Origin of the sequence: Streptomyces sp. NBC_01235 (assembly GCF_035989285.1) — a bacterium.
GTDB lineage: Bacteria > Actinomycetota > Actinomycetes > Streptomycetales > Streptomycetaceae > Streptomyces.
In genome coordinates this window covers 6,429,715-6,453,427 of the sequence record NZ_CP108513.1, presented here as the reverse complement: position 1 = coordinate 6,453,427, position 23,713 = coordinate 6,429,715, and the positions used below count along the sequence as shown (strand labels likewise).

Sequence of the window (23,713 nt, the reverse complement as noted above, 5' to 3'; positions counted from 1 at the left end):
AACCTGGGGGGCGCGGCATCCATTCCGGGCCTGGTGGGGCGCCCGGGAGCCGAGTCAGCTCTCGGGTCGCTCCTCCGGGGTGGGCTCGGTCACCGAGGTGGACTCCACAGCGGTGGACTTGGCGGTGGAGATCGCCGGCGTCGCGCCGTTGGCGCCGTTCGTCAGTGCGAGCTCCTTGGGGGAGAGCACCGGCGGACGGGTGGACGGCGTGCGCCGCGAGGAGCCGGTCCAGGCGGGGCGGGCCGGGCGCTTGACGATGGCGGAGAAGATCTCGGCGATCTGCTCCTTGCCCAGCGTCTCCTTCTCCAGCAGCTGAAGCACCAGGTTGTCGAGGACGTCGCGGTTCTCGACCAGGATCTCCCAGGCCTCGTTGTGCGCGTTCTCGATGAGCTTCTTGACTTCCTCGTCCACCAGCGCGGCGACCTCTTCCGAGTAGTCACGCTGGTGAGCCATCTCACGGCCGAGGAACGGCTCGGTATTGTCGCCGCCGAACTTGATCGCGCCCAGACGCTCGGTCATGCCGTACTGGGTGACCATCGCCCGCGCGGTCGCCGTGGCCTTCTCGATGTCGTTCGCGGCGCCCGTGGTCGGGTCGTGGAAGACGAGCTCCTCCGCCGCGCGGCCGCCCAGCATGTAGGCCAGCTGGTCGAGCATCTCGTTGCGGGTGGTGGAGTACTTGTCCTCGTCCGGGAGCACCATCGTGTAGCCGAGGGCGCGGCCGCGGGACAAGATGGTGATCTTGTGGACCGGGTCGGAGTTCGGGGAAGCCGCCGCGACCAGGGCGTGACCGCCCTCGTGGTACGCGGTGATCTTCTTCTCCTTGTCCGACATGATCCGGGTCCGCTTCTGCGGGCCCGCGACCACTCGGTCGATCGCCTCGTCCAGCATGTGGTTGTCGATCAGCTTCAGGTCCGAGCGGGCCGTCAGCAGCGCGGCCTCGTTCAGCACGTTGGCGAGATCGGCACCCGTGAAGCCGGGGGTGCGGCGGGCGACGGCGGCCAGGTCGACGTCGGGCGCGACCGGCTTGCCCTTCTGGTGGACCTTGAGGATCTCCAGACGGCCCTGCATGTCCGGGCGGTCGACCGCGATCTGGCGGTCGAAGCGGCCGGGGCGCAGGAGGGCGGGGTCGAGGATGTCCGGACGGTTCGTGGCCGCGATGAGGATCACGCCGCCCTTGACGTCGAAGCCGTCCATCTCGACGAGCAGCTGGTTCAGCGTCTGCTCGCGCTCGTCGTGACCGCCGCCGAGGCCGGCGCCGCGGTGGCGGCCGACCGCGTCGATCTCGTCGACGAAGACGATCGCCGGAGCGTTCGCCTTGGCCTGCTCGAAGAGGTCACGGACTCGGGAGGCACCGACACCGACGAACATCTCGACGAAGTCGGAACCGGAGATCGAGTAGAAGGGGACGCCCGCCTCGCCGGCGACGGCGCGCGCGAGCAGGGTCTTGCCGGTGCCGGGAGGCCCGTACAGGAGCACGCCCTTGGGGATCTTGGCGCCGACGGCCTGGAACTTCGCCGGTTCCTGGAGGAACTCCTTGATCTCGTGGAGTTCCTCGACGGCCTCGTCCGAGCCGGCGACGTCGGCGAACGTCGTCTTCGGGGTGTCCTTGGTGATGAGCTTGGCCTTGGACTTCCCGAAGTTCATGACTCGGGAGCCGCCGCCCTGCATCTGGTTCATCAGGAACAGGAAGACGACCACGATGAGGACGAAGGGGAGCAGGGACAGCAGGATCCCGACGAAGGCGTTCTGCTTCGTCGGCGAGACCGTATAGCCGTCCGGGATCTGCTTGTCCTGGTACTTGGTCTGCAGCGTGTTGGCGATGGTCACGCCCTGATCGCCGATGTAGCTCGCTTGGATCTTCGAGCTGCCCTCGATCTTTGTGCCGTCCTTGAGCGTGGCCTTGATGGTCTGCTCGTCACCGGTGGTGAGCTTGGCCGACTCGACCTTGTTGTCGTTGATCGCTGCAATGACCTGGCCTGTGTCCACCGTCTTGTAGCCGCCGGACGAGCCGACGACCTGCATCAACACGACCACGGCAAGGACGGCCAGCACGATCCACATGACCGGCCCACGGAAGTATCGCTTCACGTCCATCCATACGGAGCGGTGTCGCCCCGTCCCTCCTGCCATAGTGAGTTTGATAAGACAGTTCTTCTGACGGTACCCCAGCTTTGTCGCGCGAAGCCGCACGGGACGGCTGGCGCACCCGTCTGCATGCTCCAACGGCGGGGGGCCCGCCGGGGTTCCCGATCTTCGTACGGGGCTTGGGCCCTTCGGGTTCAGCCGCCGTAGACGTGAGGCGCGAGCGTACCGACGAACGGGAGGTTGCGGTACTTCTCGACATAGTCGAGGCCGTAGCCGACGACGAACTCGTTGGGGATGTCGAAGCCGACCCACTGGACGTCGATGGCGACCTTGGCGGCCTCGGGCTTGCGCAGCAGCGTGCACACCTTGAGGGAGGCGGGCTCGCGCGAGCCGAGGTTGGAGAGCAGCCAGGACAGGGTCAGACCGGAGTCGATGATGTCCTCGACGATCAGGACGTGCTTGCCCTTGATGTCGGTGTCGAGGTCCTTGAGGATCCGCACCACACCGGAGGACTGGGTGCCCGCGCCGTAGGACGACACGGCCATCCAGTCCATGGTGACGGGGGTGGACAGCGCTCGGGCGAGGTCGGCCATGACCATCACAGCGCCCTTGAGGACGCCGACGATGAGCAGGTCCTTGCCCGCGTACTCCGCATCGATCTTCGCGGCCAGCTCGGCCAGCTTCGCGTCGATCTCTTCCTTGGTGATGAGCACTTCTTTGAGGTCGGTGCCCATGTCTTTCGCGTCCACCCGCATCACTTTCGGTTGTCCCACCGGCCACCGGAACCGCCCACGACCACGTGAGCGGTCCTGCCGGAGGGCCCGGATTCAGCCTTGCCGAATCACCAGTCTGCCACCCTGGCGCTGGGCGACGACTTTGCCGGGGAGATTGATGACCCCCTGGCCACGCCAGCCGGTGATCAGCCGGTCGACCTCCTCGATGTGCCGGGCGAAGAGGGAACCGGCCGGAGCGCCCGCCTCGATGGCGGCGCGGCGCAGGATCCGGCGGCGTACGGCGGGCGGCAGGGCGTAGAGCTTGGCGCACTCCAGGAGGCCGGCTGCGTCCCGTACGGAGGACTCGGCCTGGCCGGCCCAGGCGTCGAGGGCGTCGGCGTCGTCGCGGGAGAGCTGGGCCGTACGCGCGAGGGCTTCGACGACGCCCTTGCCGAGGGCCTTCTCCAGGGCGGGCAGGCCCTCGTGGCGCAGCCGGGAGCGGGTGTAGGCCGGGTCGGCGTTGTGGGGGTCGTCCCAGACGGGCAGGGACTGGACCATGCACGCCTTGCGGGCGGTCTGCCGGTCGAGCTGGAGGAAGGGGCGGCGGTAACGGCCGTCGGCCCCCGAGACCGCGGCCATGCCGGACAGGGAGCGGATGCCGGAGCCGCGGGCGAGGCCGAGCAGGACGGTTTCGGCCTGGTCGTCCCGGGTGTGGCCGAGCAGGATCGCGGCGGCGCCGTGGCGTTCGGCCGCGTCGTCGAGGGCGGTGTAGCGCGCGTCGCGGGCGGCGGCCTCGGGACCGCCTTGGCGGCCGACGGTCACGGCGGCGGACTCGACCGGGTCGAGGCCGAGTTCGCGCAGGCGCAGGACGACTTCCTCGGCACGCAGGTCGGAGCCGGGCTGGAGGCCGTGGTCGACGGTGACGCCGCCGGCGCGGATGCCGAGCCGGGGGGCTTCGAAGGCGAGGGCGGAGGCGAGCGCCATGGAGTCGGCGCCGCCGGAGCACGCCACGAGCACGAGCGGCGACGGCGGGGGCTCGTGCGAGTTCGCTTCGGTGGTGGGGTGGTCGTTGAGGATGTCGTGAAGTACGCGGCGGACCGCCAGGCGTATCGCCGCGACCGCAGGATGGGGACCCATTGTCCGGTTCCCTTCATGAAGTTTTCGGGGGTGAGCCCGAGGTTCGGTCACTCAGAGTGTGTAGATGGTGACAGAACCGGGCCGTTCCCCGAGCATTGCACGCCTGCCGAGGGCTCACGGTCCCTCGGACGGGTGATTGAAGGGGCGTTCGCCTGCCGACGGCCGGATTCGGCTCACCACCTCTGTCGGGGGTTCACGACTCGGCCTTGCGGTGTACCCGCGCCACCCAGTCCGCCGGTTTGGCGATCTCGGCCTTGGTCGGAAGTGTGTTCGGGGAGGTCCATACGCGGTTGAAGCCGTCCATGCCGACCTGGTCGACGACGGCCCGTACGAAGCGTTCGCCGTCCCGGTACTGCTTGAGTTTGGCGTCCAGGCCCAGCAGCTTGCGCAGGGCGATGTCCAGTCGGGAGGCGCCCTTGGCGCGGCGCTGCTGGAACTTCTCGCGGATCTCGGCGACGGTCGACACGACTTCCGGTCCGACGCCGTCCATGACGAAGTCGGCGTGGCCCTCCAGGAGGGACATCACGGCGGTGAGGCGGGCGAGGATCTCGCGCTGGGCGGGCGTCTGCACGAGTTCGACCAGGGAGCGCCCGCCATCGTCCTCCTCGCCCTCGGGGCGGCCGCCCGCGAGGGACTGGGCGGCTTCCCGGACGCGCTCCAGGAAGGTCATGGGGTCGACGTCGGTCTCGCCCAAGAACGACTGGATTTCGCCCTCCAGGTGGTCGCGCAGCCAGGGCACGGCGGAGAACTGGGTGCGGTGCGTCTCCTCGTGGAGGCACACCCACAGGCGGAAGTCGTGGGGCTGTACGTCGAGTTCGCGTTCCACGTGGACGATGTTCGGCGCGACGAGCAGCAGCCGGCCGCCGCCGTTGGCGCCCGCGGGGAGTTCGCGGGTGGCGGGGGCGAACGTCTCGTACTGGCCGAGGACGCGGGAGGACAGGAAGGACAGCAGCATGCCCAGTTCGACGCCGGTGACCTTGCCGCCGACGGCGCCGAGGACCGCGCCTCCGGGCGTGTTGCCCCGCCGCTCCTGCATCTTGTCGAGGAGCGGCTTGAGGATCTCCCGGAAGCCCGCCACGTTCGCCCGCACCCAGCCCGGGCGGTCGACGACGAGGATCGGGGTGTCGTGGATGTCCTCGGTGCCCATACGAGTGAAGCCCCGGACGTGTTCCTCCGAGGCCTTGGCGTGTCGGCGCAGTTCCGCGACGACGGCACGCGCCTCGTCACGGCTGACCTCGGGTCCCGGCCGTACGAGGCGGGTCGCCGTCGCCACCGCGAGATTCCAGTCGACCATCCCCGAAGATGCGGCACCACCGATGCTCGTCATGCGTCAACCGTACGTGAGCACCGCCGTCGGGGGCAGGCCACAGGAGGCCGGTCAGGGAGATGTCAGGGTCGGGGCCGGGGACGGCTCGGGGGTGGTGGGCCGCCTCCCTCAGCGGCAGCCGCATCCCGCGAGCGCCGTGGCCGCCCGGTCCAGCGCCGCCTGGGCGGCCGCCGGGTCGGTCGTGTCGGCTGTCAGGAGGGCGAACGCGAGGAGGCGGCCGTCCTGGTCGACGACCGTGCCGGCGAGGGTGTTCACGCCGGTCAGGGTGCCGGTCTTGGCGCGGACGACGCCGGCCGCGCCGTCGATGTAGCGGCTGGTGAGGGTGCCGGTGAAGCCGGCGACCGGGAGGCCGGTGAGGACGGGGCGCAGGTCGGGACGGGTGGCGTCGGCGGCCTTGACCAGGAGGGCGGTCAGCAGGTTCGCCGTGAGCCGGTCCTCGCGGTCGAGGCCGCTGCCGTCCTTGAAGCGGGCGCCGGCCGTCGGCAGTCCGAGCTTCTTGAGCTGGGCCTGGACGGCCTTGCCGGCGCCGTCGAAGTCGGCGCGGACACCGGTGGCGACGGCGGTCTGGCGGGCGAGGGCCTCGGCGATGTCGTTGTCGCTGTTGGTGAGCATCCGTTCGACCAGGGCGGACAGCGGGGGCGAGGAGACGGTGGCGAGGCTCTGCGCGCGCGTGGTGGCCTTGGAGGGACCGGGGGCCGTGGTCCTGATGCCGGCGGTCTTCAGGAACTGCGCGAACCGGCGGGTCGCGTCGGCCGCCGGGTCGCTCACGCGGGTCGTCGGGCCGCTGGTGGAGTCGTCGGTGCGGCCCTCGTCGGCGGACAGGGCCGTGACGGGGGCAAGGTTGGGGTTGGCCCCGATGGGGTGAACTTCGGCTCCGGCGTACAGGGTCGTGTCGTACGAGAGCGTCACCTGGGTGAGACCGCGCTTCTTCAGGGCGGTGGCGGTGGAGGCGGCGAGGGCGCGCAGGCTCGCCCAGCCCTCGGCGTCCGCGCGGGCCGTGAGGGTGGGGTCGCCGCCGCCGACGAGAACGAGCTCCTTGGTGTCGGGCTCGAGCGCCGCGCGGGTGGTGAGGCGGTGTTCGGCGCCCATCGCGGAGAGCGCGGCGACCGCGGTGGCGATCTTCGTGGTGGACGCCGGGGTCAGCGCCACGTCCCCTCCGGTGCCGTACAGCCGCTTGCCGGTGGCCACGTCGACGACCGCGGCGGTGTGCCGGGCGCCGAGGGCGGGATCGCCCAGGAGGGGCGTCAGGACGCCCGTGAGGCCCGTGCCGGTGGGCAGGGCGTCCGGGGCGGACTTCACGGCGTTCGCGGCGCCCCCGAGGGCGGCGAGGACGGAGGCGGCGCTGGGGGCGGGCCGCGGCGCTCCGGCCGCCGTGTCGGACGTAGGGGACGAATCGTCCGTACGGCCGTGATCTGCGCCACCCGTCCGTTCCAGGGCGACTGCCCGGTCCCGCTCCGCCGTACGCTGACCGGTGGAGTCCCAGGGGCCGACGGCGGTCACCACACCGGCGGCCAGTGCCAGCCCGGCGGTCGCCGCACCCGCGGTGTACTGCCAGGACCTGGCGCTCTGACCGGCCATCGGCTTCGTGACGCGTGCGAGATGCGGCTTCGCCGCCTGTGTGAGCCGTACGACCTGCGGCTTGGCGGCGGCGCTCACGCGCGCGAGGCGGGGTCGTACGATCCCTGCGGCCCGTGCCAGACGCGGTCGAACGGCGTCCGTGACCCGCACCACATGCGGTCTCGCGGCCCGCCAAGGCCTCAGCTCTGGCACGATCACCAGCCCCTTTCGCGATCACACACCTGCGTGAGGGACACTTAACCACCAGAACTATGTGCTGATCATGGAGGAGCCACCGGTGGAGTTCGACGTCACGATCGAGATCCCGAAGGGTTCGCGGAACAAGTACGAGGTGGACCACGAGACCGGTCGGATCCGCCTGGACCGTCGACTCTTCACCTCGACCGCCTACCCGACCGACTACGGCTTCGTCGAGAACACCCTCGGCGAGGACGGTGACCCGCTCGACGCGCTGGTCATCCTGGACGAGCCGACGTTCCCGGGCTGTCTGATCCGGTGCCGCGCGATCGGCATGTTCCGGATGACGGACGAGGCCGGCGGCGACGACAAGCTGCTGTGCGTCCCGTCGACCGACCCGCGCGTGGAGCACCTGCGCGACATCCACCACGTGTCGGAGTTCGACCGCCTGGAGATCCAGCACTTCTTCGAGGTCTACAAGGACCTCGAGCCCGGCAAGTCCGTCGAGGGCGCCGACTGGGTGGGCCGTACCGACGCCGAGGCCGAGATCGAGCGGTCCTACAAGCGGTTCAAGGACCAGGGCGGCCACTGAGGCTCCGGTCGCGTAGAGGTGTGTAAAGGGCCGCACGCGCACGCGTGCGGTCCTTTCGCGTGTCTGTGCGCATACTGAGGCCTACGGAAGGCGTCGTTCAGGGAGCTTGCTCAGTGACGGAGGCGGAGTACCGCAAGCCGCAGTCGGACGAGGCTAGGGGTGTCTTCGACCCCGAGATCACGTCCGAGTTCGCGATCCCGGCGGGGCTGGCGGTCCCGAAGGCCGGTGGCGAGTCGGAGACCACCTCGGAGTTCGCCGTTCCGCAGGGCCTGGACGTGGGGCAGCAGGCCGCCGGGGAGGGCGAGGGGTCGGCGTTCAGCCTGCCGCGCACCTACAGCGCCCGACAGGCCCCGGTCGCCTTCACGCCGGCCGCCGGCGTGCCGATGGTGAGTCTGACCAAGGACGTGCCCTGGCAGGACCGGATGCGCACGATGCTGCGGATGCCGGTGGCCGAGCGGCCCGCGCCGGAGCCGGGTCCCAAGGCGGAGGAGGGCGGTCCGGCCGTCCCGCGCGTGCTCGACCTGACGCTGCGCATCGGCGAGTTGCTGCTGGCGGGCGGGGAGGGCGCCGAGGACGTGGAGGCCGCGATGTTCGCGGTCTGCCGCTCCTACGGGCTCGACCGCTGCGAGCCGAACGTCACCTTCACGCTGCTGTCGATCTCGTACCAGCCGTCCCTGGTGGAGGACCCGGTGACGGCGTCACGGACGGTGCGCCGCCGGGGCACCGACTACACGCGTCTGGCGGCCGTCTTCCGGCTCGTGGACGACCTGAGCGACCCGGAGACCCACCTCTCCCTGGAGGAGGCCTACCGGCGGCTCGCGGAGATGCGCCGCAACCGGCACCCGTACCCGACCTGGGTGCTCACCTCGGCGAGCGGGCTGCTCGCGGGCGCCGCCTCGGTACTGGTCGGCGGTGACGCGGTCGTGTTCGTCGCGGCCGCGCTCGGCGCGATGCTCGGCGACCGGCTGGCGTGGCTCTGCGCCGGACGCGGGTTGCCGGAGTTCTACCAGTTCCTGGTCGCCGCGATGCCGCCGGCCGCGATAGGCATCGCGCTGACGCTGGGGCACGTCGATGTGAAGGCCGCAGCGGTCGTCACCGGTGGGCTGTTCGCGCTGCTGCCCGGACGGGCGCTGGTGGCGGGCGTCCAGGACGGTCTGACGGGCTTCTACATCACCGCTGCCGCGCGCCTGCTGGAGGTCATGTACTTCTTCGTGGGCATCGTCGCCGGGGTGCTGGTGATGCTCTACGTCGGCGTGCAGCTCGGCGCGCATCTCAACCCCGACGCGAACCTGGGCATCACCCAGCGGCCGCTGTTGCAGATCGGGGCGTCGATGCTGCTGTCGCTGACGTTCGCGGTGCTGCTCCAGCAGGAACGATCCACCGTGCTGGCCGTGACGTTGAACGGCGGTGTGGCCTGGTCGGTGTACGGGGCGATGCGCTACGCAGGGGAGATCTCGCCGGTGGCCTCCACGGCCGTCGCGGCGGGCGTGGTGGGGCTGTTCGGGCAGTTGCTCTCGCGGTACCGGTTCGCTTCCGCCCTGCCGTACACGACCGCCGCGATCGGGCCCCTGTTGCCGGGGTCGGCGACCTATTTCGGGCTGTTGGCGATCGCGAAGAACGAGGTGGACGCGGGGCTGGTGTCGATCACCAAGGCCGCGGCACTGGCCATGGCCATCGCCATCGGTGTGAACCTGGGGTCCGAGGTGTCGCGGCTGTTCCTGCGGATCGGCTCCGCCGAGAAGCGGCGGGCCGCCAAGAGGACGCGGGGGTTCTGAACGCCGCCCCGCGACCCGCAGGGCGCTTCTAGTAGCCCTGGTTCTGGTTGTAGGGGTACGGGCTGTTCTGCTGGGCGCCGTACGGCTCCTGGGGCTGCTGCTGGGGCTGCTGCTGGGGCTGCTGCCAGTCCTGGGGGTACTGCTGCTGGTGCGGGTACTGCTGGTGCGGGTACTGCTGGCCGTAGTACTCGTTCTCGTAGCTCTGACCGCCGTGGCCGCCGTGGCCGCCTTGGCCGCTCTGGCCGCCGTGGCCGCCTTGGCCGCCGTGGCCGCCTTGGCCGCTCTGGCCTCCGTACTGGTCGTGCTGGTCGTACTGGTCGTGCTGGTCGATCCGGCGGAGCTGGGTCGTCGCGTCGTCCATCACCGGGGGCTGATGCGGCTGCTGCTGATGGGAGGCCTGCTGCTGCCCGGAAGGCGCGTTGCGGCTCTCCCTGCGGGCCTTGAGGACCTCGATGATCACCGGGACGACCGAGATGAGGACGACCAGGACCAGGATCGCCTCGACGTTCTCCTTGATGAGGGTGATCTGTCCGAGGAAGTAGCCCGCGACCGTGACACCCGTACCCCAGAGAATGCCGCCGATCATGTTGTACGTGATGAACGTGCGGTACTTCATGCGGCCGGCGCCGGCGATGATCGGCGCGAAGGTCCGCACGATGGGCACGAAGCGCGCCAGGACGATCGCCTTGGGGCCGTAGTTCTCGATGAACTCGTGAGCCTTCTCCAGGTTCTCCTTCTTGAAGAGCTTGGAGTCGGGCCGGCTGAACAGCTTCGGCCCGAAGAACTTGCCGATCAGATACCCCACCTGGTCGCCGAGGACCGCCGCGATCACGATCAGAGTGCAGACCAGCCACAACGGCTGGTGGATCCACTTGCCGTCGGCAACCAGCAGACCGGCCGTGAACAGCAGCGAGTCACCGGGCAGGAAGGCGAACAGGCCCGACTCGGCGAAGACGATCACCAAAATGCCGATCAGGCCGAACGTCGAGATCAGGTAGTCCGGAGTAATCCACTCGGGGCCGAGGGCAAGGGTAGTCACGGGTTCCGGGCTCCTGAGGGGTGAAGGCGATCGGTGCGGCGACTGGGCCGCCCAAAGCTATCAACGCAGCCCGACAGAACCAGGTTCCCAGGGCATCCCTCAGGATGCACTGTGCTCCTCTTTGGTCAAACCTGTGAACATGGGAATCGAGGACTACGGCGGCGGGCAGGGCCCCCAGCCGGACGTAATGGTCGTCACGACGAACGACGTACCCGGGTTCAGGGTGCAGCAGGTCATCGGGGAGGTCTTCGGGCTGACCGTGCGCTCACGGCACCTGGGCAGCCAGATCGGCGCGGGACTGAAGTCGATGATCGGCGGCGAGCTCAAGGGGTTGACGAAGACCCTTGTGGAGACTCGCAACCAGGCCATGGAACGGCTCGTCGAGCAGGCACGCGCGCGTGGGGCCAACGGCGTGCTGATGTTCCGCTTCGACGTGACGGAGGCGGCGGACGTGGGCACCGAGGTGTGCGCGTACGGGACGGCGGTGGTCCTGGTCCAGGAGTAGTCCCGGACCAGGACAGCCCTCAGCGCGCCTGCCGGGCGGCGTTCGCCGTGATCGCCTCCCTGAGGTGCTCGGCGAGGCCCGGGTGCATCGAGTCGTAGAACGCCTTGAAGCGCTCGTCGGAGACGTACATCTCCCCCAGGCACAGGTGCATCTCGTACGGGCAGTCGTAGTACCACCTGCCGATGTGCTGCCGGTGCTCCTCGGCCATGCCCATGGCCGCCTCGCCGGTGGGCGGCTCGTCGGCGGCCACCAGGCGGGCGTAGCGCTCGCTCCAGGCGTCGACCTCGGCCTGCAGGCGCTTCCAGTCGTCCTTGGTGTAGCGGGCGGCGCGGCGCTGTGACTCGGCGTAGGCCTCCGTGCCGCCCCAGCGCTGCTCCGCCTCCTCGGCGTACTGCTCGGGGTCCTTGTCGCCGAAGACCTCGAACTTCTCCTCGGGTGTGAGGTTGATGCCCATCTTGCGTGCCTCCATGGCGTGTTCCACGGCCTCGGCCATCTTCTGCAGCTTCTCGATCCGGGCGGTCAGCAGTTCGTGCTGGCGGCGCAGATGCGCGCGCGGGTCGGCCGCCGGGTCGTCGAGCAGGGCCGCGACCTCCTCGAGCGGGAAGCCGAGCTCGCGGTAGAACAGGATCTGCTGAAGCCGGTCGAGGTCGGCGTCGTCGTAGCGTCGGTGGCCCGCGTGGCTGCGCCCACCGGGGACGAGCAGGCCGATCTCGTCGTAGTGGTGCAGCGTGCGCACCGTGACCCCGGCGAATCCGGCGACCTGTCCTACGGAGTAGCTCACTTCGTCCGCTCCCTTCTCGGTACGCGCTCCACGGTGCGTCCTCACGCCACGTGAGGTGCAAGCCTGGTTCCTCCGCGTAGACGGCCGTCCGGATGTCATGTCCGATTCGCCCCCTTATCGTGGGCCCGTGGCCCAGGACACCGCGCAACAGGCGCCGACCGCTCCGGCAAGCCCGGCACGCGCCCTGCTGCCGTTGATCCTGCCCGCTCTCCTCACGCCGACGATTCGGCGTCCCGGCCGGCCTGTTGCTCCTGCTGGTCAGCGGGCTGGCCGAGCAGTTGCAGGCCGCGCTGTGGCAGGACCTGCCGGACGCGGCGGGCGTGGGCCGTTGCTCGGTGCTGTGGATGTTCGTCGTGCTCACCGCGACAGAGGCGCTGGTGGGGCTGGTGGTGTGGAAGGCGGCGGGGCATGCCGGACGCGATCCGGCCACGATGGGGCTGGACGCGCGTGCTGCCGCCGATGGTGCTCCCCGCCCGCCGGCATCGGTGATGTCACCGATGCCGGCGGGCGGGCCGAGCCTGGGCCCGGAGAACCCGGTCATCGCCGTGAACGTGGGACTCGCCGTCTGGCTGGGCCACCGGTTCCGGCCGAAGGCGCCGGGCGCGGTGTGGGTGGTGCTCGCGGAGGCGGCCACGATCGGCGCGCTGTTCGGGACGCCGGTGGCGGCGGCACTGCTGATCTCCGAGGCGCTTGCGGAACGCCAGACCAAGGGCCCGCTGTGGGACAACGTCTTCGCGCCGCTGATCGCCGCCGCGGCCGGTTCGATGACGACCGCCCTGGTGGCCCGTCCCGCCTTCGACCTGCGCCGGCCCCGTTCGGGGAGCCCGGGTGGGGCGATCTGCCGGCGGCGCTCGTGATCACCTCGGCGGCGGCGCTGCTCGGCATGTGCGCCGTCCACACCCTCCCGTTCGTCCACGGCGCGTTCGCGCGGCCGCGGCACCCGATGCCGGCGCTGCCGGCCGGCGGGGTCGTGCTGGGGCTGCCGGCGGCCCTGGGCGGCCGTCTGACGCTCTTCAAGGGACTGGACGAGGCCGAGGAGCTCGCGGCCGGTCCCGAGGGCCGGCCGGCCGGGCAGTTCGCCACGATGACAGTGGTGAAGCCGGCCGCGCTCGTCGTCGCCGCGTCCTGCGGCTTCCGGGGCGGGCGGATCTTCCCGGCCGTGTTCGTGGGCGTCGCCCTCGGCCTCACCGCCCACGCGCTCGTGCCGGGCGCGCATCCGGCGGTGGGTGTGGCCATGGGGGTGCTGGGCATCCTCCTGGCCATCACCCGGCAGGGCTGGGTGAGCCTGTTCATCGCCGCCGTCCTGGTCGCCTCGCCCTCGATCATCGCCCTGCTGTGCATCGCCTCACCGCCGGCCTGGCTGCTGGTGACGGGGCGGGCCGCAGATGCGGTTGCACGACGACCGAACGGCGGTGCGGTGAACGCGTGAACCGAACGGCCCCCTCGATCCGATGAAGCGGTAGGACGCCGCTCGGCGCCGCCGCCGATCAGTTGGGAGAAAGCCCATGCCCCTCCATGAAGGCCACCAGAAGCCCGACGAGCGTCCCCTGTCCGTGAACCCCTTCTACGGCGAGGCGAACCCGCTCGGCGGTATGACCGAGGCACCACCGAAACACCGGCTGCCGGACGCGCCGATGCCGCCGTCGACGGCGTACCAGCTGGTGCACGACGAGCTGATGCTGGACGGCAACGCACGGCTCAACCTGGCCACGTTCGTCACCACGTGGATGGAGCCGCAGGCCGGGGTGCTGATGGCGGAGTGCCGGGACAAGAACATGATCGACAAGGACGAGTACCCGCGGACCGCCGAGCTGGAGCGGCGCTGTGTGGCGATGCTCGCCGACCTGTGGAAGGCGCCCGACCCGTCGGCGGTCGTGGGGTGTTCGACGACGGGGTCGAGCGAGGCGTGCATGCTCGCCGGGATGGCGATGAAGCGGCGGTGGGCGCAGCGCAACGCCGACCGCTATCCCGCGCGGGATGTCCGCCCGAACCTCGTGATGGGGGTCAACGTCCAGGTCTGCTGGGAGAAGTTCTGCAACTTCTGGGAGGTGGAGGCCCGTCAGGTCCCCATGGAGGGGGACCGGTTCCACCTCGACCCGCAAGGCGCGGCCGAGCTGTGCGACGAGAACACCATCGGGGTCGTCGGCATCCTCGGCTCCACCTTCGACGGCTCCTACGAGCCGATCGCCGAGCTGTGCGCGGCCCTGGACTCCCTCCAGGAGCGGACCGGTCTCGACATCCCGGTGCACGTGGACGGCGCGTCCGGCGCGATGATCGCCCCCTTCCTCGACGAGGACCTGGTGTGGGACTTCCGCCTTCCTCGCGTGGCGTCCATCAACACCTCGGGGCACAAGTACGGGCTGGTGTACCCGGGGGTCGGCTGGGCGCTGTGGCGCGACAAGGAGGCCCTGCCGGAGGAGCTCGTGTTCCGCGTGAACTACCTGGGCGGCGACATGCCGACCTTCGCGCTCAACTTCTCCCGGCCGGGCGCGCAGGTCGTCGCGCAGTACTACACGCTGCTGCGGCTGGGCCGCAAGGGTTACCGGGCGGTGCAGCAGTCCACGCGGGACGTGGCCCGGGGCATCGCCGACCGGGTGGAGGCGCTCGGCGACTTCCGGCTCCTCACCCGGGGCGACCAGCTGCCGGTGTTCGCCTTCACGACGGCGCCGGGCGTGGACTCGTACGACGTCTTCGACGTCTCCCGGCGGCTGCGCGAGAACGGCTGGCTGGTTCCGGCGTACACCTTCCCGCCGAACCGGGAGGATCTGTCCGCCCTGCGGGTCGTGTGCAGAAACGGCTTCTCGGAGGACCTCGCCGAGATGTTCGTGGAGGACCTGACCCGGCTGCTGCCGGAACTCCGGCGGCAGTCGGGGCCGTCGACGCGGGACAAGGGGGCGGCGACCGGGTTCCACCACTAGGAGGTGTCCCGCCGGCGAACGCCTCCGGTCAGGCGTCCGGTCAGGCGTCCGGTCGGCCGTCCCGTCGGTCGTCCCGTCGGTCGGGCCGGCGGAGGCGGCCGCCGCCGGGGCGTCACAGGCTCATGCGGGCGAACCTGCGGACCGCCAGCGGGAAGAAGACCGCCAGCAGGGCCAGCGGCCAGCCGACCGCCGCCCATACATGGCCCGGGTCGGCGCCTGAGCCGTCGAACAGGTCGCGTACCGCCGTCGCCGTCCGGGACATCGGGTTCCACTCGACGGCCGTGCCCAGCCAGTCGGGCATGGAGGCGGGGGCGGCGAGGGCGTTGGAGAGGAAGCCGACCGGCCAGACCAGGATCTGCACGGCCTGCACCATCTCCGGTTTCCCGGCCACCAGCGCCAGATGGATGCCGATCCACAGCATCGCGAACCGGAAGAGGAGGAGAAGACCCACCGCGCCCAGGAAGGCGCCCGGTCCGCCCTGGGGGCGCCAGCCGAGGGCGAGGCCGACGGCGATCAGCACGGCCAGGCCGACGGCCGACTGGAGCATGTCGGCCGCCGAACGGCCCACCAGGACGGCGCCGTCGGCCATCGGCATGGCACGGAACCGGTCGATGACGCCCTTGTTCAGGTCCTGGGTGACGGCGAGCATGGTGCCCTCCAGGCCGAAGGCCATGGTGAGCGCGAGCATGCCGGGCATCAGGTAGTCGAGGTAGTCCCCGCTCACCCCGCGGCCGCCGCCGACCAGGTAGCCGAACATCAGCAGCAGCATCACCGGGAAGACGAGCCCGACGACCAGCCGGCCCGGCTGCCTTGCCCAGTGGGCGAGTTCGCGCCGGGTCATGGTCCAGGAATCGGTCAGCCCGTACGTGTTCACACGGCCTCCTTGGTCCGGTCGTCCGCGCGCTTGTCCGTGCGCTTGCCCGTGCGCTTGCCCGTGCGCTTGCCCGTGCGGCCGTCCATGTGGTCGTCGTGTCCGGTCAGGTGGAGGAACACCTCGTCCAGCGTGGGGCGGCGCAGGGCCACGTCCTCCGCCTCGACGCCGGCCTCCTCCAGGGCGCGGACGACGCCGGAAAGGGCGGCCATGCGGTCGGTGACCGGGGCGCTGAGCAGGCGGCGGTCGGGGTCGACGGTGACGTCGTGCCGGGGCAGGGGCAGCAGTGCGAGGACGGCGTCCAGATGGCCGGCGTCGCGCAGGACGACGTCGATGCGGTCGCCGCCCGTGAGCGCCTTCAGCTCGTCCGCCGTGCCCTCGGCGATCACCCGGCCCCGGTCGACGACACAGATGCGGTCGGCGAGCTGGTCGGCCTCCTCCAGGTACTGGGTGGTGAGCACGACCGTCGTCCCACCGCCGACCAGCGAGCGGACCGCGGACCACACCTCGGCGCGGCCGCGCGGATCGAGTCCGGTGGTCGGCTCGTCGAGGAAGAGCACCTCCGGATCGGTGCCGTCCCGGTTGCCGATGAGGGAGGCGGCCAGGTCGAGGCGGCGCCGCATGCCTCCGCTGTAGGCGCGGACCGGCTTGCGGCCGGTGCCGGTGAGGTCGAAACGCTCCAGGAGTTCGTCGGCGCGCACGCGCGCGTGGCGGGCGCCCAGGTGGTGGAGGCGGCCGAACAGCTCCAGGTTCTGCCGGCCGCACAGTTCCTCGTCGAGGGCCGCGTGCTGGCCGAGCAGTCCGATGCGCAGGCGGACCTCGCGGGCCTGGCGCACCACGTCGTAGCCGGCCACCTCGACCCGTCCGGCGTCCGGTCGCAGCAGCGTGGACAGGATCCTGACCAGGGTCGTCTTGCCCGCGCCGTTCGGTCCGAGCACCGCCTGCACGGTGCCCCGGGCGACCGCGAGGTCGAGCCCGTCCAGTGCCTGTGTGTCGCCGTACCTCTTGCGTACGCCTTCGACGGTGATCGCCGTGTCGTCCATGACGTCCCCCAATTCCTGGCTAGTCAAACTTGACTACTTACTCGAGACCCAAAGTAACCCCGAGCATGCAGCTCGTCAAACTTGATTAGCGAGTGTCACCCGGATGACGCTCCCCCGTCGCGTACGGGTTCTCCTGGCCTTCCGCCAGCACGCCGACGAACGGCTCGCCCTCTCCCGCGAAGGTGTAGGCCCCGCCCTCGATCCGCGCGATCAGGCCCTGGGTCCACTCGGCGTCCCCATCGGCCGTGTGGATCCAGAGGTTCATGATCTCGCCGATGTGGCCCAGCTGCTCCGGGCCGTCCTCGGGGACGTAGTGCTCGGTGACGGCGGAGCGCCACTCCTCGATGCGGCGGATGCGCTCCTTCAGGAGCGACACGGCCTCCGCGCGCGGGAGGTCGACCACGGCGCCGATGGCCGCCGTCTTCATGTCCATCTTCTGGTCGTAGGAGGTCAGCGCCTCGCGCACCAGCCTGAGGTACTCCTCGGTGCCGGCCTCGGTGATCTCGTACTCGGTGCGCGGTGGGCCGCCCGCGGTGGACGGGGCGGTCTCGTGTTCGCGCAGCAGTCCCTGCTTCGCCATCTGCTTCAGGGCGTGGTAGATCGAGCCCGGCTTGGCGTTGGACCACTCATGGGCACCCCAGTACTCCAGGTCGCCGCGCACCTGGTAGCCGTGGGCCCGCCCGTGCTGACGCACGGCGCCCAGCACGAGAAGACGGATCGCTGACATGTGCCCAGGTTAGGGCGTGGCGGGCAGGCACCCGGCTACCCGGGGCCTGCCGGACGCGCGCTCAGAACACACTCAGAACGGGAACCCGCTGCGGCCGTGCTGGACGGAGATCCACTTCGTGGTGGTGAAGGCCTCCACGGTCGTCTCGCCGTTGAGGCGGCCGACGCCGGAGCTCTTCTCGCCGCCGAAGGGGACGATCGGCTCGTCGTGGACGGTGGCGTCGTTGACGTGAAACATGCCGGTGACGATCTGCTTGGCGAAGGCGACGCCCCGCTCGATGTCGGCGGTGTGGACCGCGCCGCTCAGGCCGTACGGCGTGTCGTTGACCAGGCGTACTGCCTCTTCCTCGCCGTCGAAGGTGTTGATGAAGACGACCGGGCCGAAGACCTCCTGCTGGAGCAGGGCGGAGTCGGCGGGGAGGCCGGCCAGCACGGAGGGCTCGACGACGTTGTCGGTGGTCGTGCCGTGCAGGAGCGCGTTCGCGCCCTCGGTGATCGCCTGCCGGACGACGTTCGAGACCGCTTCCGCCTGCGAGGAGTTGATCAGCGGGCCGATGGCGGTCTGCGGGTCGCGCGGGTCGCCGGCCTTGAGGGTCCGCACCTTCGCGACGAACTTCTCGGTGAACTCGTCGGCGACGGAGCGGTCGACCAGGATGCGGTTGGCGGCCATGCAGACCTGGCCCTGGTGCACGAAGCGGCTGAAGACGGCCGCGTCGACGGCGTAGTCGACGTCGGCGTCGTCGAGGACGACGAACGCGCTGTTGCCGCCGAGTTCGATGATGGACCGCTTGAAGTGCGAGGCGGCGACGGTGGCGACGTGCCGGCCGATCTTGTCGGAGCCGGTGAAGGAGATGACCCGGGGGATCGGGTGCTCCAGGAAGGCGTCGCCGATCTCGGCGATGTCGGTCACGACGACGTTCAGCAGGCCCGGCGGCAGACCGGCGTCCTCGAAGAGCTTGGCGATGACGGTGCCGCCGGAGATCGGGGTGTTCTGGTGCGGCTTGAGCACCACGCCGTTGCCGAGGGCCAGCGCGGGGGCGACCGACTTCAGCGACAGCAGGAACGGGACGTTGAAGGGGCTGATCACGCCGACGACGCCGACCGGCTCCCGGTAGACGCGGTTCTCCTTGCCGTCGATCGGCGAGGGGAGGATGCGACCCTCGGGGCTCAGCGAGAGGTGGATCGACTCGCGCAGGAACTCCTTGGCCAGGTGGAGTTCGAAGGCGGCCTTGCCGAACGTGCCGCCGGCCTCGTCGACGAGGACCGCGCTGATCTCCGCCTCCCGCTCCTCGACCAGACGCAGCACGTTCTCGAAGACCGTGCGGCGCGCGTAGGCATTGGTCGCGGCCCACTGCTTCTGGGCGCGGGCGGCGGCGCGGTAGGCCTCGTCGACCTCGTCGACTGTGGCTATGGTGATCGAGGCGAGCTTCTCGCCGTCGTAGGGGTTGATGGTGATGATGTCCCAGGACCCCGTCCCCGGACGCCACTTACCGTCGATGTACTGCTGGGCCAGGTCGGTGAAGTAGGTCGACATGTGAACCCTCAATCCCCTGCTGCGATCGGTTGCGACCGCTCGGCATCACGATCTGATCACACGTCATCGTACGGGTGTTCCAGGGGAGTTGGGGGAGAACCCGGACCGCTCCAGGGGGAAACCCGCAGGACGGCCGGATCGGTACGCCGGACCGCTAGGACAGCTGGATCAGTCCGCGCAGCAGGTCCCGGCTCTCGTCCGGCCCGGGGCTGTCCTGCTGGAGCTCCTTCAGCGCCTGCTCGTACTGGGCGACGTCCTCGCGTTTGTCCAGGTAGAGGGCGCTGGTGAGCTGCTCCAGATAGACGACGTCCTGCAGGTCGGACTCCGGGAAGCTCAGGATCGTGAAGGCGCCGGACTCGCCGGAGTGACCGCCGAAGCTGAACGGCATCACCTGGAGCCGCACGTTGGGGCGTTCGGAGATGTCGATCAGATGCTGGAGCTGCCCGCGCATCACCTCGCGGTCGCCGTACGGCCGGCGCAGGGCGGCCTCGTCGAGGACGATGTGGAAGTCGGGGGCGTTCTCGGCGACGAGGTACTTCTGCCGCTCCAGGCGCAGCGCCACGCGCCGGTCGATGTCGGCCGCGTTCGCGCCCTTCATGCCACGGCTGACGACCGCGTGGGCGTAGGCCTCGGTCTGCAGCAGACCGTGCACGAACTGCACCTCGTACGCCCGGATCAGCGCGGCCGCGCCCTCCAGACCGACGTACGTGGGGAACCAGTTGGGCAGGACGTCCGAGTAACTGTGCCACCAGCCCGCCACGTTGGCCTCACGGGCGAGTCCTACGAGGGCCTGGCGCTCCGTGTCGTCCGAGATGCCGTACAGCGTCAGCAGGTCCTCCACGTCCCGGGTCTTGAAGCTCACCCGGCCCAGTTCCATCCGGCTGATCTTCGACTCCGACGCCCTGATCGAGTATCCGGCCGCCTCGCGCGTGATGCCTCGTGCCTCACGCAGCCGCCGTAGTTGCGAGCCGAGCAGCATCCGCCGCACCACCGATCCGGGCTCTCCCGCGCTCACGTTCGCCAGCCTCCCCAACCGTCTTAGGAGCCGCAGTCTGCCACTAAAACACTTCGAGCAGTACTCGTCCGATTACAGAAATGGAAAGAAGCCAAAGGATACGCACAGAGTGATGCGAGGGAAGAGTGAGGGTAAAGCAAGAGAAGTGCCCCTACTGGGCGAGAAGTTGGCGGAAAAAATGGCCAAGAAGCGGTACGGGCGGGTCCATTTCGGTCACGTGCACGTGCATCTGCCCTTGCATCCGCAGTGCGCATCAGAAACCATGGTCTCGCGCCACCGCTGCATCGCAACGACCGCGAATCCCGGGAGTGCCTCGCATGGGGACGAATGGATCGACCATGCTCGAGCCGTTACGGCAGGGCCTTCCGCCGCTTGATCCCGCGGCCGTGTCCAACGCCGCCTCGTGCGCCCTCCCCGCCCGCTTCGAAGCAGTGCGCGAAGCCCGGCAGTTCACCAAGAGGACCCTCGGCCAGTGGGACGTGGGCGACCGTTTCGACGACGTCTGTCTGGTCGTCTCGGAGTTGGTGACCAACGCGTTGAGACACGGACTGTCCCCGGACGACGCCCCGTGTCTGCCGGATGAACATCCGCCCGTGCGGCTGCACCTGATGCGGTGGACCGAGCGGCTCGTGTGCGCGGTGCGCGACCCCAGTCATGACAGCCCCCTGCCCCGCGAGGGCGAGGACTTCTCGGCGGAGTCGGGCCGCGGCCTGTTCCTCGTCGACTCGTTCGCCGACAGCTGGGGCTGGCATCCGCTCTCCGGCAGCCTGGGCGGCAAGGTCGTCTGGGCGCTCTTCCGTCTGCACACCCCCGTCGAATGACGAACCGCGGCGCGTTCTGGCGCCGCGGTTCTACGCGCGTTGTGAACCGATTTCCCACGAAATTTACGATGTGTTCCGCGGAGACGACGGCGTCGGCGACGACGCGATGACGGCGGTGAGTGCGAGGACGGCCGATGACGGAGCCGGCGTCCGGGGACGTCAGCTCGCGATCAGGTGGTCGAACTCGCCGTCCTTGATGCCGAGCAGCATCGCCTCGATCTCGGCCCGTGTGTAGACGAGCGCGGGACCGTCCGGAAAGCGCGAGTTGCGCACGGCCACGTCGCCGCCCGGCAGTCGCGCGAACTCCACGCAGGAACCCTGCGAGTTGCTGTGCCGGCTCTTCTGCCAGGCAACCCCGTACAGCTGTGTGGCCGTCATGCCGTTGTACACGTCGTGCCCCCCGTCAACGTCGTGGTCCACAGGTCGCTCCCTGGTGGTGCGCTGGCTCGTGTGGCCCGTGTGGCCATTGGTGCCGTGGTCAACTGTCCCGGATCATAACCCCGTTCATGTGCAGTCGCATGAGCAGATGCACGTGCACGCGGGGTGCTTGTGCGGTTACAGCTTTGACGCCCGCTTTACCCAACTCGTTCGGTTCGTCGGCCGTCGTGAAGTCCCCGTGAAAGTCGTCCGGATCGAACCACTCGTGCACTAGGAACAGACGCGTGGCACGGCCGTCGTGTTCCGTCGGCACCGCAACGGATCGCCCGCGGGGAGAAGACGGATGTCGCCGGGGCCGCCCTGAGTGACACCGTTCCGGCGGACGCGGGGCATCCGCTCGGCAGCGCGCCGGAACCTCCGGATGCGGGGCCACGCCACCCGGCGCCCGGCCGAACGCCGACGGCCGGCGAGCCGTCCGGCCGCGCGCCCGTCACCCCACCACCCCCGAAAACCCCCGACACCTGTCCCTCCGACCTCTGCCCCCGCACAGCCCCACTCCCCCGGGCCGGACGGGAACCCCCCTGGCCACGACGACCCAAGACGACAACCCCCACCCCCGCGCACGACCGTGAGGTCGGTCGCGGGAGGGGGGTGAGGCCGACTCGGTGCATGAGGGTGGGGTCGGCTGGTTGTCGGGGAGTGCGGCGGGGGCGACCGGCTGGGGCGAGTGGACGGCAGGGGTGAATCTGCTCGTATGGATGAGGGGGGTCCATACAGCGGGGGTGCGACCTGGAGTACGACCAAGGGCGCTCGCGCGCGGGGAACGGGTGGACGGGGTGGGCGCGTATAGGACACGAGGAGTGTGGGTGACCGCCGGCGGACCCGGGCGGGGCCGTGTTCTGCGGCCCCCTGCCCGGGCATGGCGGGCCGGCCGCATGGGACGGGTCGGCGCCCCCTGTCACGCGGTAGGTCAGCGGGTGGTGCCGTACGGCAGGAGGGCCATCTCCCGGGCGTTCTTGATCGCTCAGGAGAGTTGGCGCGCGGCGTACAGCCGCTCCGGGTGGAACGGGCGGCGCCGGTGCCGGCCGAAGGCGCTCACGCCGTGCGCGTCGGCCTCGGCCGGAAGCAGCGCGCAGGCCGGGTGTTGCGCGTTTCCCTTGCGTATGGCGGTGGTTCAGCGCTCCTCTCGGAAGTCGACGTGACGGCCGACGACGGGGTCGTACTTGCGCAGGGTCATGCGGTCCGGGTCGTTGCGGCGGTTCTTGCGGGTCACGTAGGTGAAGCCCGTTCCCGCCGTGGACCGGAGCTTGATGACCGGGCGGAGTTCGTTGCGTGCCATGCCGCCATCTTACTGAAAATGAATTCCATTGGCATTATCGATCCTGACATCCCCGAGGAGAGGTACGTCACCCGTGTCCGCGCACTGCATGCCGACCGGCGCCCAGCCGGGCTTCGGCAACCGCATCTCCCACTCCCACCGGCGCACCTCGCGCCGCTTCGACCCGACCATCCGGTCAAAGCGCTACTGGCTGCCGAGCGAGGGCCGTCACGTACGGCTGCGGCTGAGCACGAAGGGGATCAAGACCGTCGACGCGATCGGCGTCGAGGCGGCCGTGGCGCTCATCCGCGAGCGGGCGGTGCGGGTCTGATGGCGAAGAAGAGCAAGATCGCGAAGAACGACCGGCGGCAGGAGGTCGTCGCGCGGTACGCGGCGCGGCGGGCCGAGCTGAAGGAGATCATCCGGCGGCCGTCGTCGACGGACGCGGAACGGCGGGCGGCACAGCGGGAGTTGCGCGCACAACCGCGGGACGCAAGCGCGACGCGCGTGCGCAACCGGGACCAGGTGGGCGGGCGCCCGCGCGGGTACTTCCGGACGTTCGGGCTGTCCCGGGTGGGCCTGCGGGAGCAGGCGCACGCGGGGCATCTGCCGGAGGTGCGGAAGTCGTCCTGGTAGGTCACAGGCCACCCCCAGGTCTCTGCTGAGGCTTGCTGGTAGCTTGCTGCGGTCCTTACCGGTCCTTGTGGTCCTTGTGGTCCTTGTGGTCCTCACGGTCCTTGTGGTCGACGACCGGGCCGGCCGGCTACAGCTTGGGAGCTTGCAGTGACTTCGGCGATCTTCTCGCGGGGCGCGTCCCGTCGGCCGGTGCGGGCCGCGGCCGTGGCCGTGGCCGCCACACTGGCGGGCGCGCTCGCGCTGACCGCGTGCAGTGACGACGGCGGGTCCGACGACGGCTCCTCGACCACGCCGACGACGACGTCGACCGCGGACAGCGGTGGCGCGAGCGGTGCGACGGCCTCCGCCTCCACCTCGGTCTCCGCCTCCGGCGAGCTGGAGGGCAGCTGGCTCGCCACGACGGACGGCAAGGCCGTCGCCCTGATCATCACCGCGAAGCAGGCCGCCCTCTTCGTGACCGGCGGGAGCGTGTGCAGCGGGACCGCCGGTGAGGAGGCGGGCATGCAGATGATCCACCTCAAGTGCTCCACCGGGAAGGACGACCGGACGACCGGCATGGTCGGTGCCGTCGACGCGAACTCCCTCGAGGTCACCTGGTCGGGCACGGCCGGCAAGGAGACGTTCACCAAGGCGGAGGGCGGTCAGTGGCCGTCGGGGCTGCCGACGGCGGGCCTCGGATAGCCCGTACGGCCGAACAATCGGACGTTCACGCTCGGACGTTCACACGCCCGGACGTTCATACGC

22 protein-coding genes and 2 pseudogenes are annotated in these 23,713 nt (G+C 70.2%); 9 read left to right on the top strand and 15 right to left on the bottom strand.

Features of this window, described 5'->3' with window-relative positions:
* Positions 1-54: 54 nt before the first annotated feature.
* From ftsH to dacB, 5 genes are all read right to left on the bottom strand, one after another.
* On the bottom strand, positions 55-2,094 hold the full coding sequence (gene ftsH, locus OG289_RS28860) for an ATP-dependent zinc metalloprotease FtsH (RefSeq protein ID WP_327316959.1): 2,040 nt from the start codon (positions 2,092-2,094) through the stop codon (positions 55-57).
* A gap of 185 nt (positions 2,095-2,279) precedes the next feature.
* The gene (hpt, locus tag OG289_RS28855; protein ID WP_327320830.1) at positions 2,280-2,840 is read right to left on the bottom strand and encodes a hypoxanthine phosphoribosyltransferase; all 561 of its coding nucleotides are present in this window, start codon (positions 2,838-2,840) and stop codon (positions 2,280-2,282) included.
* Positions 2,841-2,912: 72 nt separating this feature from the next.
* Positions 2,913-3,935, bottom strand: coding sequence for a tRNA lysidine(34) synthetase TilS (tilS, locus tag OG289_RS28850; RefSeq protein ID WP_327316958.1), 1,023 nt, complete (start codon positions 3,933-3,935; stop codon positions 2,913-2,915).
* Positions 3,936-4,128: 193 nt separating this feature from the next.
* Entirely contained in the window at positions 4,129-5,262 is a 1,134-nt protein-coding gene (locus OG289_RS28845; protein WP_327316957.1) for a zinc-dependent metalloprotease, read from the bottom strand.
* A 108-nt stretch (positions 5,263-5,370) separates the two neighbouring features.
* A complete protein-coding gene (gene dacB, locus OG289_RS28840; protein WP_327316956.1) occupies positions 5,371-7,038 on the bottom strand; it encodes a D-alanyl-D-alanine carboxypeptidase/D-alanyl-D-alanine endopeptidase in 1,668 nt (555 codons plus the stop codon).
* A gap of 79 nt (positions 7,039-7,117) precedes the next feature.
* Here dacB and OG289_RS28835 point away from each other — a divergent pair, with 79 nt between their 5' ends.
* Together OG289_RS28835 and OG289_RS28830 are read left to right on the top strand one after the other, a co-directional pair.
* Entirely contained in the window at positions 7,118-7,609 is a 492-nt protein-coding gene (locus tag OG289_RS28835) for an inorganic diphosphatase (protein ID WP_007452023.1), read from the top strand.
* Positions 7,610-7,722: 113 nt separating this feature from the next.
* Positions 7,723-9,384, top strand: a complete 1,662-nt coding sequence (locus OG289_RS28830) for a threonine/serine ThrE exporter family protein (protein ID WP_327316955.1) — start codon at positions 7,723-7,725, stop codon at positions 9,382-9,384.
* Between the two features lie 28 nt (positions 9,385-9,412).
* Here the strand turns inward: OG289_RS28830 and OG289_RS28825 are convergent, their stop codons facing one another.
* Positions 9,413-10,423 carry a DedA family protein gene (locus tag OG289_RS28825; protein WP_327316954.1) on the bottom strand — a complete coding sequence of 337 codons (1,011 nt, stop codon included), beginning with the start codon at positions 10,421-10,423 and terminating at the stop codon, positions 9,413-9,415.
* A 139-nt stretch (positions 10,424-10,562) separates the two neighbouring features.
* On the opposite strand from OG289_RS28825, the gene OG289_RS28820 reads away from it, so the two are divergent.
* Positions 10,563-10,928 (top strand): YbjQ family protein, encoded by a 366-nt coding sequence (locus OG289_RS28820; RefSeq protein WP_327316953.1) that lies wholly within the window; start codon positions 10,563-10,565, stop codon positions 10,926-10,928.
* Positions 10,929-10,947: 19 nt separating this feature from the next.
* On the opposite strand, the gene OG289_RS28815 is transcribed toward OG289_RS28820, so the two are convergent.
* Positions 10,948-11,709, bottom strand: a complete 762-nt coding sequence (locus OG289_RS28815; protein ID WP_327316952.1) for a MerR family transcriptional regulator — start codon at positions 11,707-11,709, stop codon at positions 10,948-10,950.
* Positions 11,710-11,836: 127 nt separating this feature from the next.
* Here OG289_RS28815 and OG289_RS28810 point away from each other — a divergent pair.
* Together OG289_RS28810 and OG289_RS28805 are read left to right on the top strand one after the other, a co-directional pair.
* Positions 11,837-13,130: pseudogene (locus OG289_RS28810) on the top strand (ion channel protein).
* Positions 13,131-13,214: 84 nt separating this feature from the next.
* On the top strand, positions 13,215-14,627 hold the full coding sequence (locus OG289_RS28805; protein ID WP_327316951.1) for a glutamate decarboxylase: 1,413 nt from the start codon (positions 13,215-13,217) through the stop codon (positions 14,625-14,627).
* 112 nt (positions 14,628-14,739) lie between these two features.
* On the opposite strand, the gene OG289_RS28800 is transcribed toward OG289_RS28805, so the two are convergent.
* From OG289_RS28800 to OG289_RS28780, 5 genes are all read right to left on the bottom strand, one after another.
* A complete protein-coding gene (locus OG289_RS28800) occupies positions 14,740-15,501 on the bottom strand; it encodes an ABC transporter permease (RefSeq protein WP_327316950.1) in 762 nt (253 codons plus the stop codon).
* On the bottom strand, positions 15,498-16,541 hold the full coding sequence (locus OG289_RS28795; protein WP_327320829.1) for an ATP-binding cassette domain-containing protein: 1,044 nt from the start codon (positions 16,539-16,541) through the stop codon (positions 15,498-15,500). Before OG289_RS28795 ends, OG289_RS28800 begins: the two co-directional genes overlap by 4 nt.
* Positions 16,542-16,626: 85 nt before the next feature.
* A complete protein-coding gene (locus OG289_RS28790; RefSeq protein ID WP_327316949.1) occupies positions 16,627-17,268 on the bottom strand; it encodes a PadR family transcriptional regulator in 642 nt (213 codons plus the stop codon).
* 72 nt (positions 17,269-17,340) lie between these two features.
* Positions 17,341-18,801 carry an aldehyde dehydrogenase family protein gene (locus OG289_RS28785; RefSeq protein WP_327316946.1) on the bottom strand — a complete coding sequence of 487 codons (1,461 nt, stop codon included), beginning with the start codon at positions 18,799-18,801 and terminating at the stop codon, positions 17,341-17,343.
* Positions 18,802-18,955: 154 nt separating this feature from the next.
* Positions 18,956-19,780 (bottom strand): helix-turn-helix domain-containing protein, encoded by an 825-nt coding sequence (locus tag OG289_RS28780; RefSeq protein WP_327320828.1) that lies wholly within the window; start codon positions 19,778-19,780, stop codon positions 18,956-18,958.
* A 374-nt stretch (positions 19,781-20,154) separates the two neighbouring features.
* On the opposite strand from OG289_RS28780, the gene OG289_RS28775 reads away from it, so the two are divergent.
* Complete coding sequence (locus OG289_RS28775) at positions 20,155-20,637, top strand: ATP-binding protein (RefSeq protein ID WP_327316945.1); 483 nt, start codon at positions 20,155-20,157, stop codon at positions 20,635-20,637.
* A 159-nt stretch (positions 20,638-20,796) separates the two neighbouring features.
* Here OG289_RS28775 and OG289_RS28770 read toward each other — a convergent pair whose 3' ends face one another.
* The 3 genes and pseudogenes from OG289_RS28770 to rpmG all read right to left on the bottom strand — a co-directional run bounded on the left by OG289_RS28770 (position 20,797) and on the right by rpmG (position 22,354).
* The gene (locus OG289_RS28770) at positions 20,797-21,057 is read right to left on the bottom strand and encodes a DUF397 domain-containing protein (RefSeq protein ID WP_079660715.1); all 261 of its coding nucleotides are present in this window, start codon (positions 21,055-21,057) and stop codon (positions 20,797-20,799) included.
* 997 nt (positions 21,058-22,054) lie between these two features.
* Positions 22,055-22,165 (bottom strand): annotated as a pseudogene (locus OG289_RS28765) (cobalamin biosynthesis protein CobW); the annotation flags it as partial.
* A gap of 24 nt (positions 22,166-22,189) precedes the next feature.
* Positions 22,190-22,354, bottom strand: coding sequence for a 50S ribosomal protein L33 (gene rpmG / locus OG289_RS28760; RefSeq protein WP_019753828.1), 165 nt, complete (start codon positions 22,352-22,354; stop codon positions 22,190-22,192).
* 73 nt (positions 22,355-22,427) lie between these two features.
* Here rpmG and rpmB point away from each other — a divergent pair, with 73 nt between their 5' ends.
* The 3 genes from rpmB to OG289_RS28745 all read left to right on the top strand — a co-directional run bounded on the left by rpmB (position 22,428) and on the right by OG289_RS28745 (position 23,650).
* Positions 22,428-22,664, top strand: coding sequence for a 50S ribosomal protein L28 (gene rpmB, locus OG289_RS28755; RefSeq protein ID WP_327316944.1), 237 nt, complete (start codon positions 22,428-22,430; stop codon positions 22,662-22,664).
* The gene (rpsN, locus tag OG289_RS28750; RefSeq protein ID WP_327316943.1) at positions 22,664-22,969 is read left to right on the top strand and encodes a 30S ribosomal protein S14; all 306 of its coding nucleotides are present in this window, start codon (positions 22,664-22,666) and stop codon (positions 22,967-22,969) included. Before rpmB ends, rpsN begins: the two co-directional genes overlap by 1 nt.
* A 147-nt stretch (positions 22,970-23,116) precedes the next feature.
* Positions 23,117-23,650, top strand: coding sequence for a hypothetical protein (locus OG289_RS28745; RefSeq protein ID WP_327316942.1), 534 nt, complete (start codon positions 23,117-23,119; stop codon positions 23,648-23,650).
* Positions 23,651-23,713: the final 63 nt, after the last annotated feature.

Bases quoted from the DNA above. Each gene is read 5' to 3' on its own strand.
- ftsH (WP_327316959.1), bottom strand. From the start codon at position 2,094: ATGGACGTGAAGCGATACTTCCGTGGGCCGGTCATGTGGATCGTGCTG.
- hpt (WP_327320830.1), bottom strand. From the start codon at position 2,840: ATGCGGGTGGACGCGAAAGACATGGGCACCGACCTCAAAGAAGTGCTC.
- tilS (WP_327316958.1), bottom strand. From the start codon at position 3,935: ATGGGTCCCCATCCTGCGGTCGCGGCGATACGCCTGGCGGTCCGCCGC.
- OG289_RS28845 (WP_327316957.1), bottom strand. From the start codon at position 5,262: ATGACGAGCATCGGTGGTGCCGCATCTTCGGGGATGGTCGACTGGAAT.
- OG289_RS28820 (WP_327316953.1), top strand. From the start codon at position 10,563: ATGGGAATCGAGGACTACGGCGGCGGGCAGGGCCCCCAGCCGGACGTA.
- OG289_RS28805 (WP_327316951.1), top strand. From the start codon at position 13,215: ATGCCCCTCCATGAAGGCCACCAGAAGCCCGACGAGCGTCCCCTGTCC.
- OG289_RS28795 (WP_327320829.1), bottom strand. From the start codon at position 16,541: ATGGACGACACGGCGATCACCGTCGAAGGCGTACGCAAGAGGTACGGC.
- OG289_RS28790 (WP_327316949.1), bottom strand. From the start codon at position 17,268: ATGTCAGCGATCCGTCTTCTCGTGCTGGGCGCCGTGCGTCAGCACGGG.
- OG289_RS28785 (WP_327316946.1), bottom strand. From the start codon at position 18,801: ATGTCGACCTACTTCACCGACCTGGCCCAGCAGTACATCGACGGTAAG.
- OG289_RS28780 (WP_327320828.1), bottom strand. From the start codon at position 19,780: ATGCTGCTCGGCTCGCAACTACGGCGGCTGCGTGAGGCACGAGGCATC.
- OG289_RS28775 (WP_327316945.1), top strand. From the start codon at position 20,155: ATGCTCGAGCCGTTACGGCAGGGCCTTCCGCCGCTTGATCCCGCGGCC.
- rpmG (WP_019753828.1), bottom strand. From the start codon at position 22,354: ATGGCACGCAACGAACTCCGCCCGGTCATCAAGCTCCGGTCCACGGCG.
- rpsN (WP_327316943.1), top strand. From the start codon at position 22,664: ATGGCGAAGAAGAGCAAGATCGCGAAGAACGACCGGCGGCAGGAGGTC.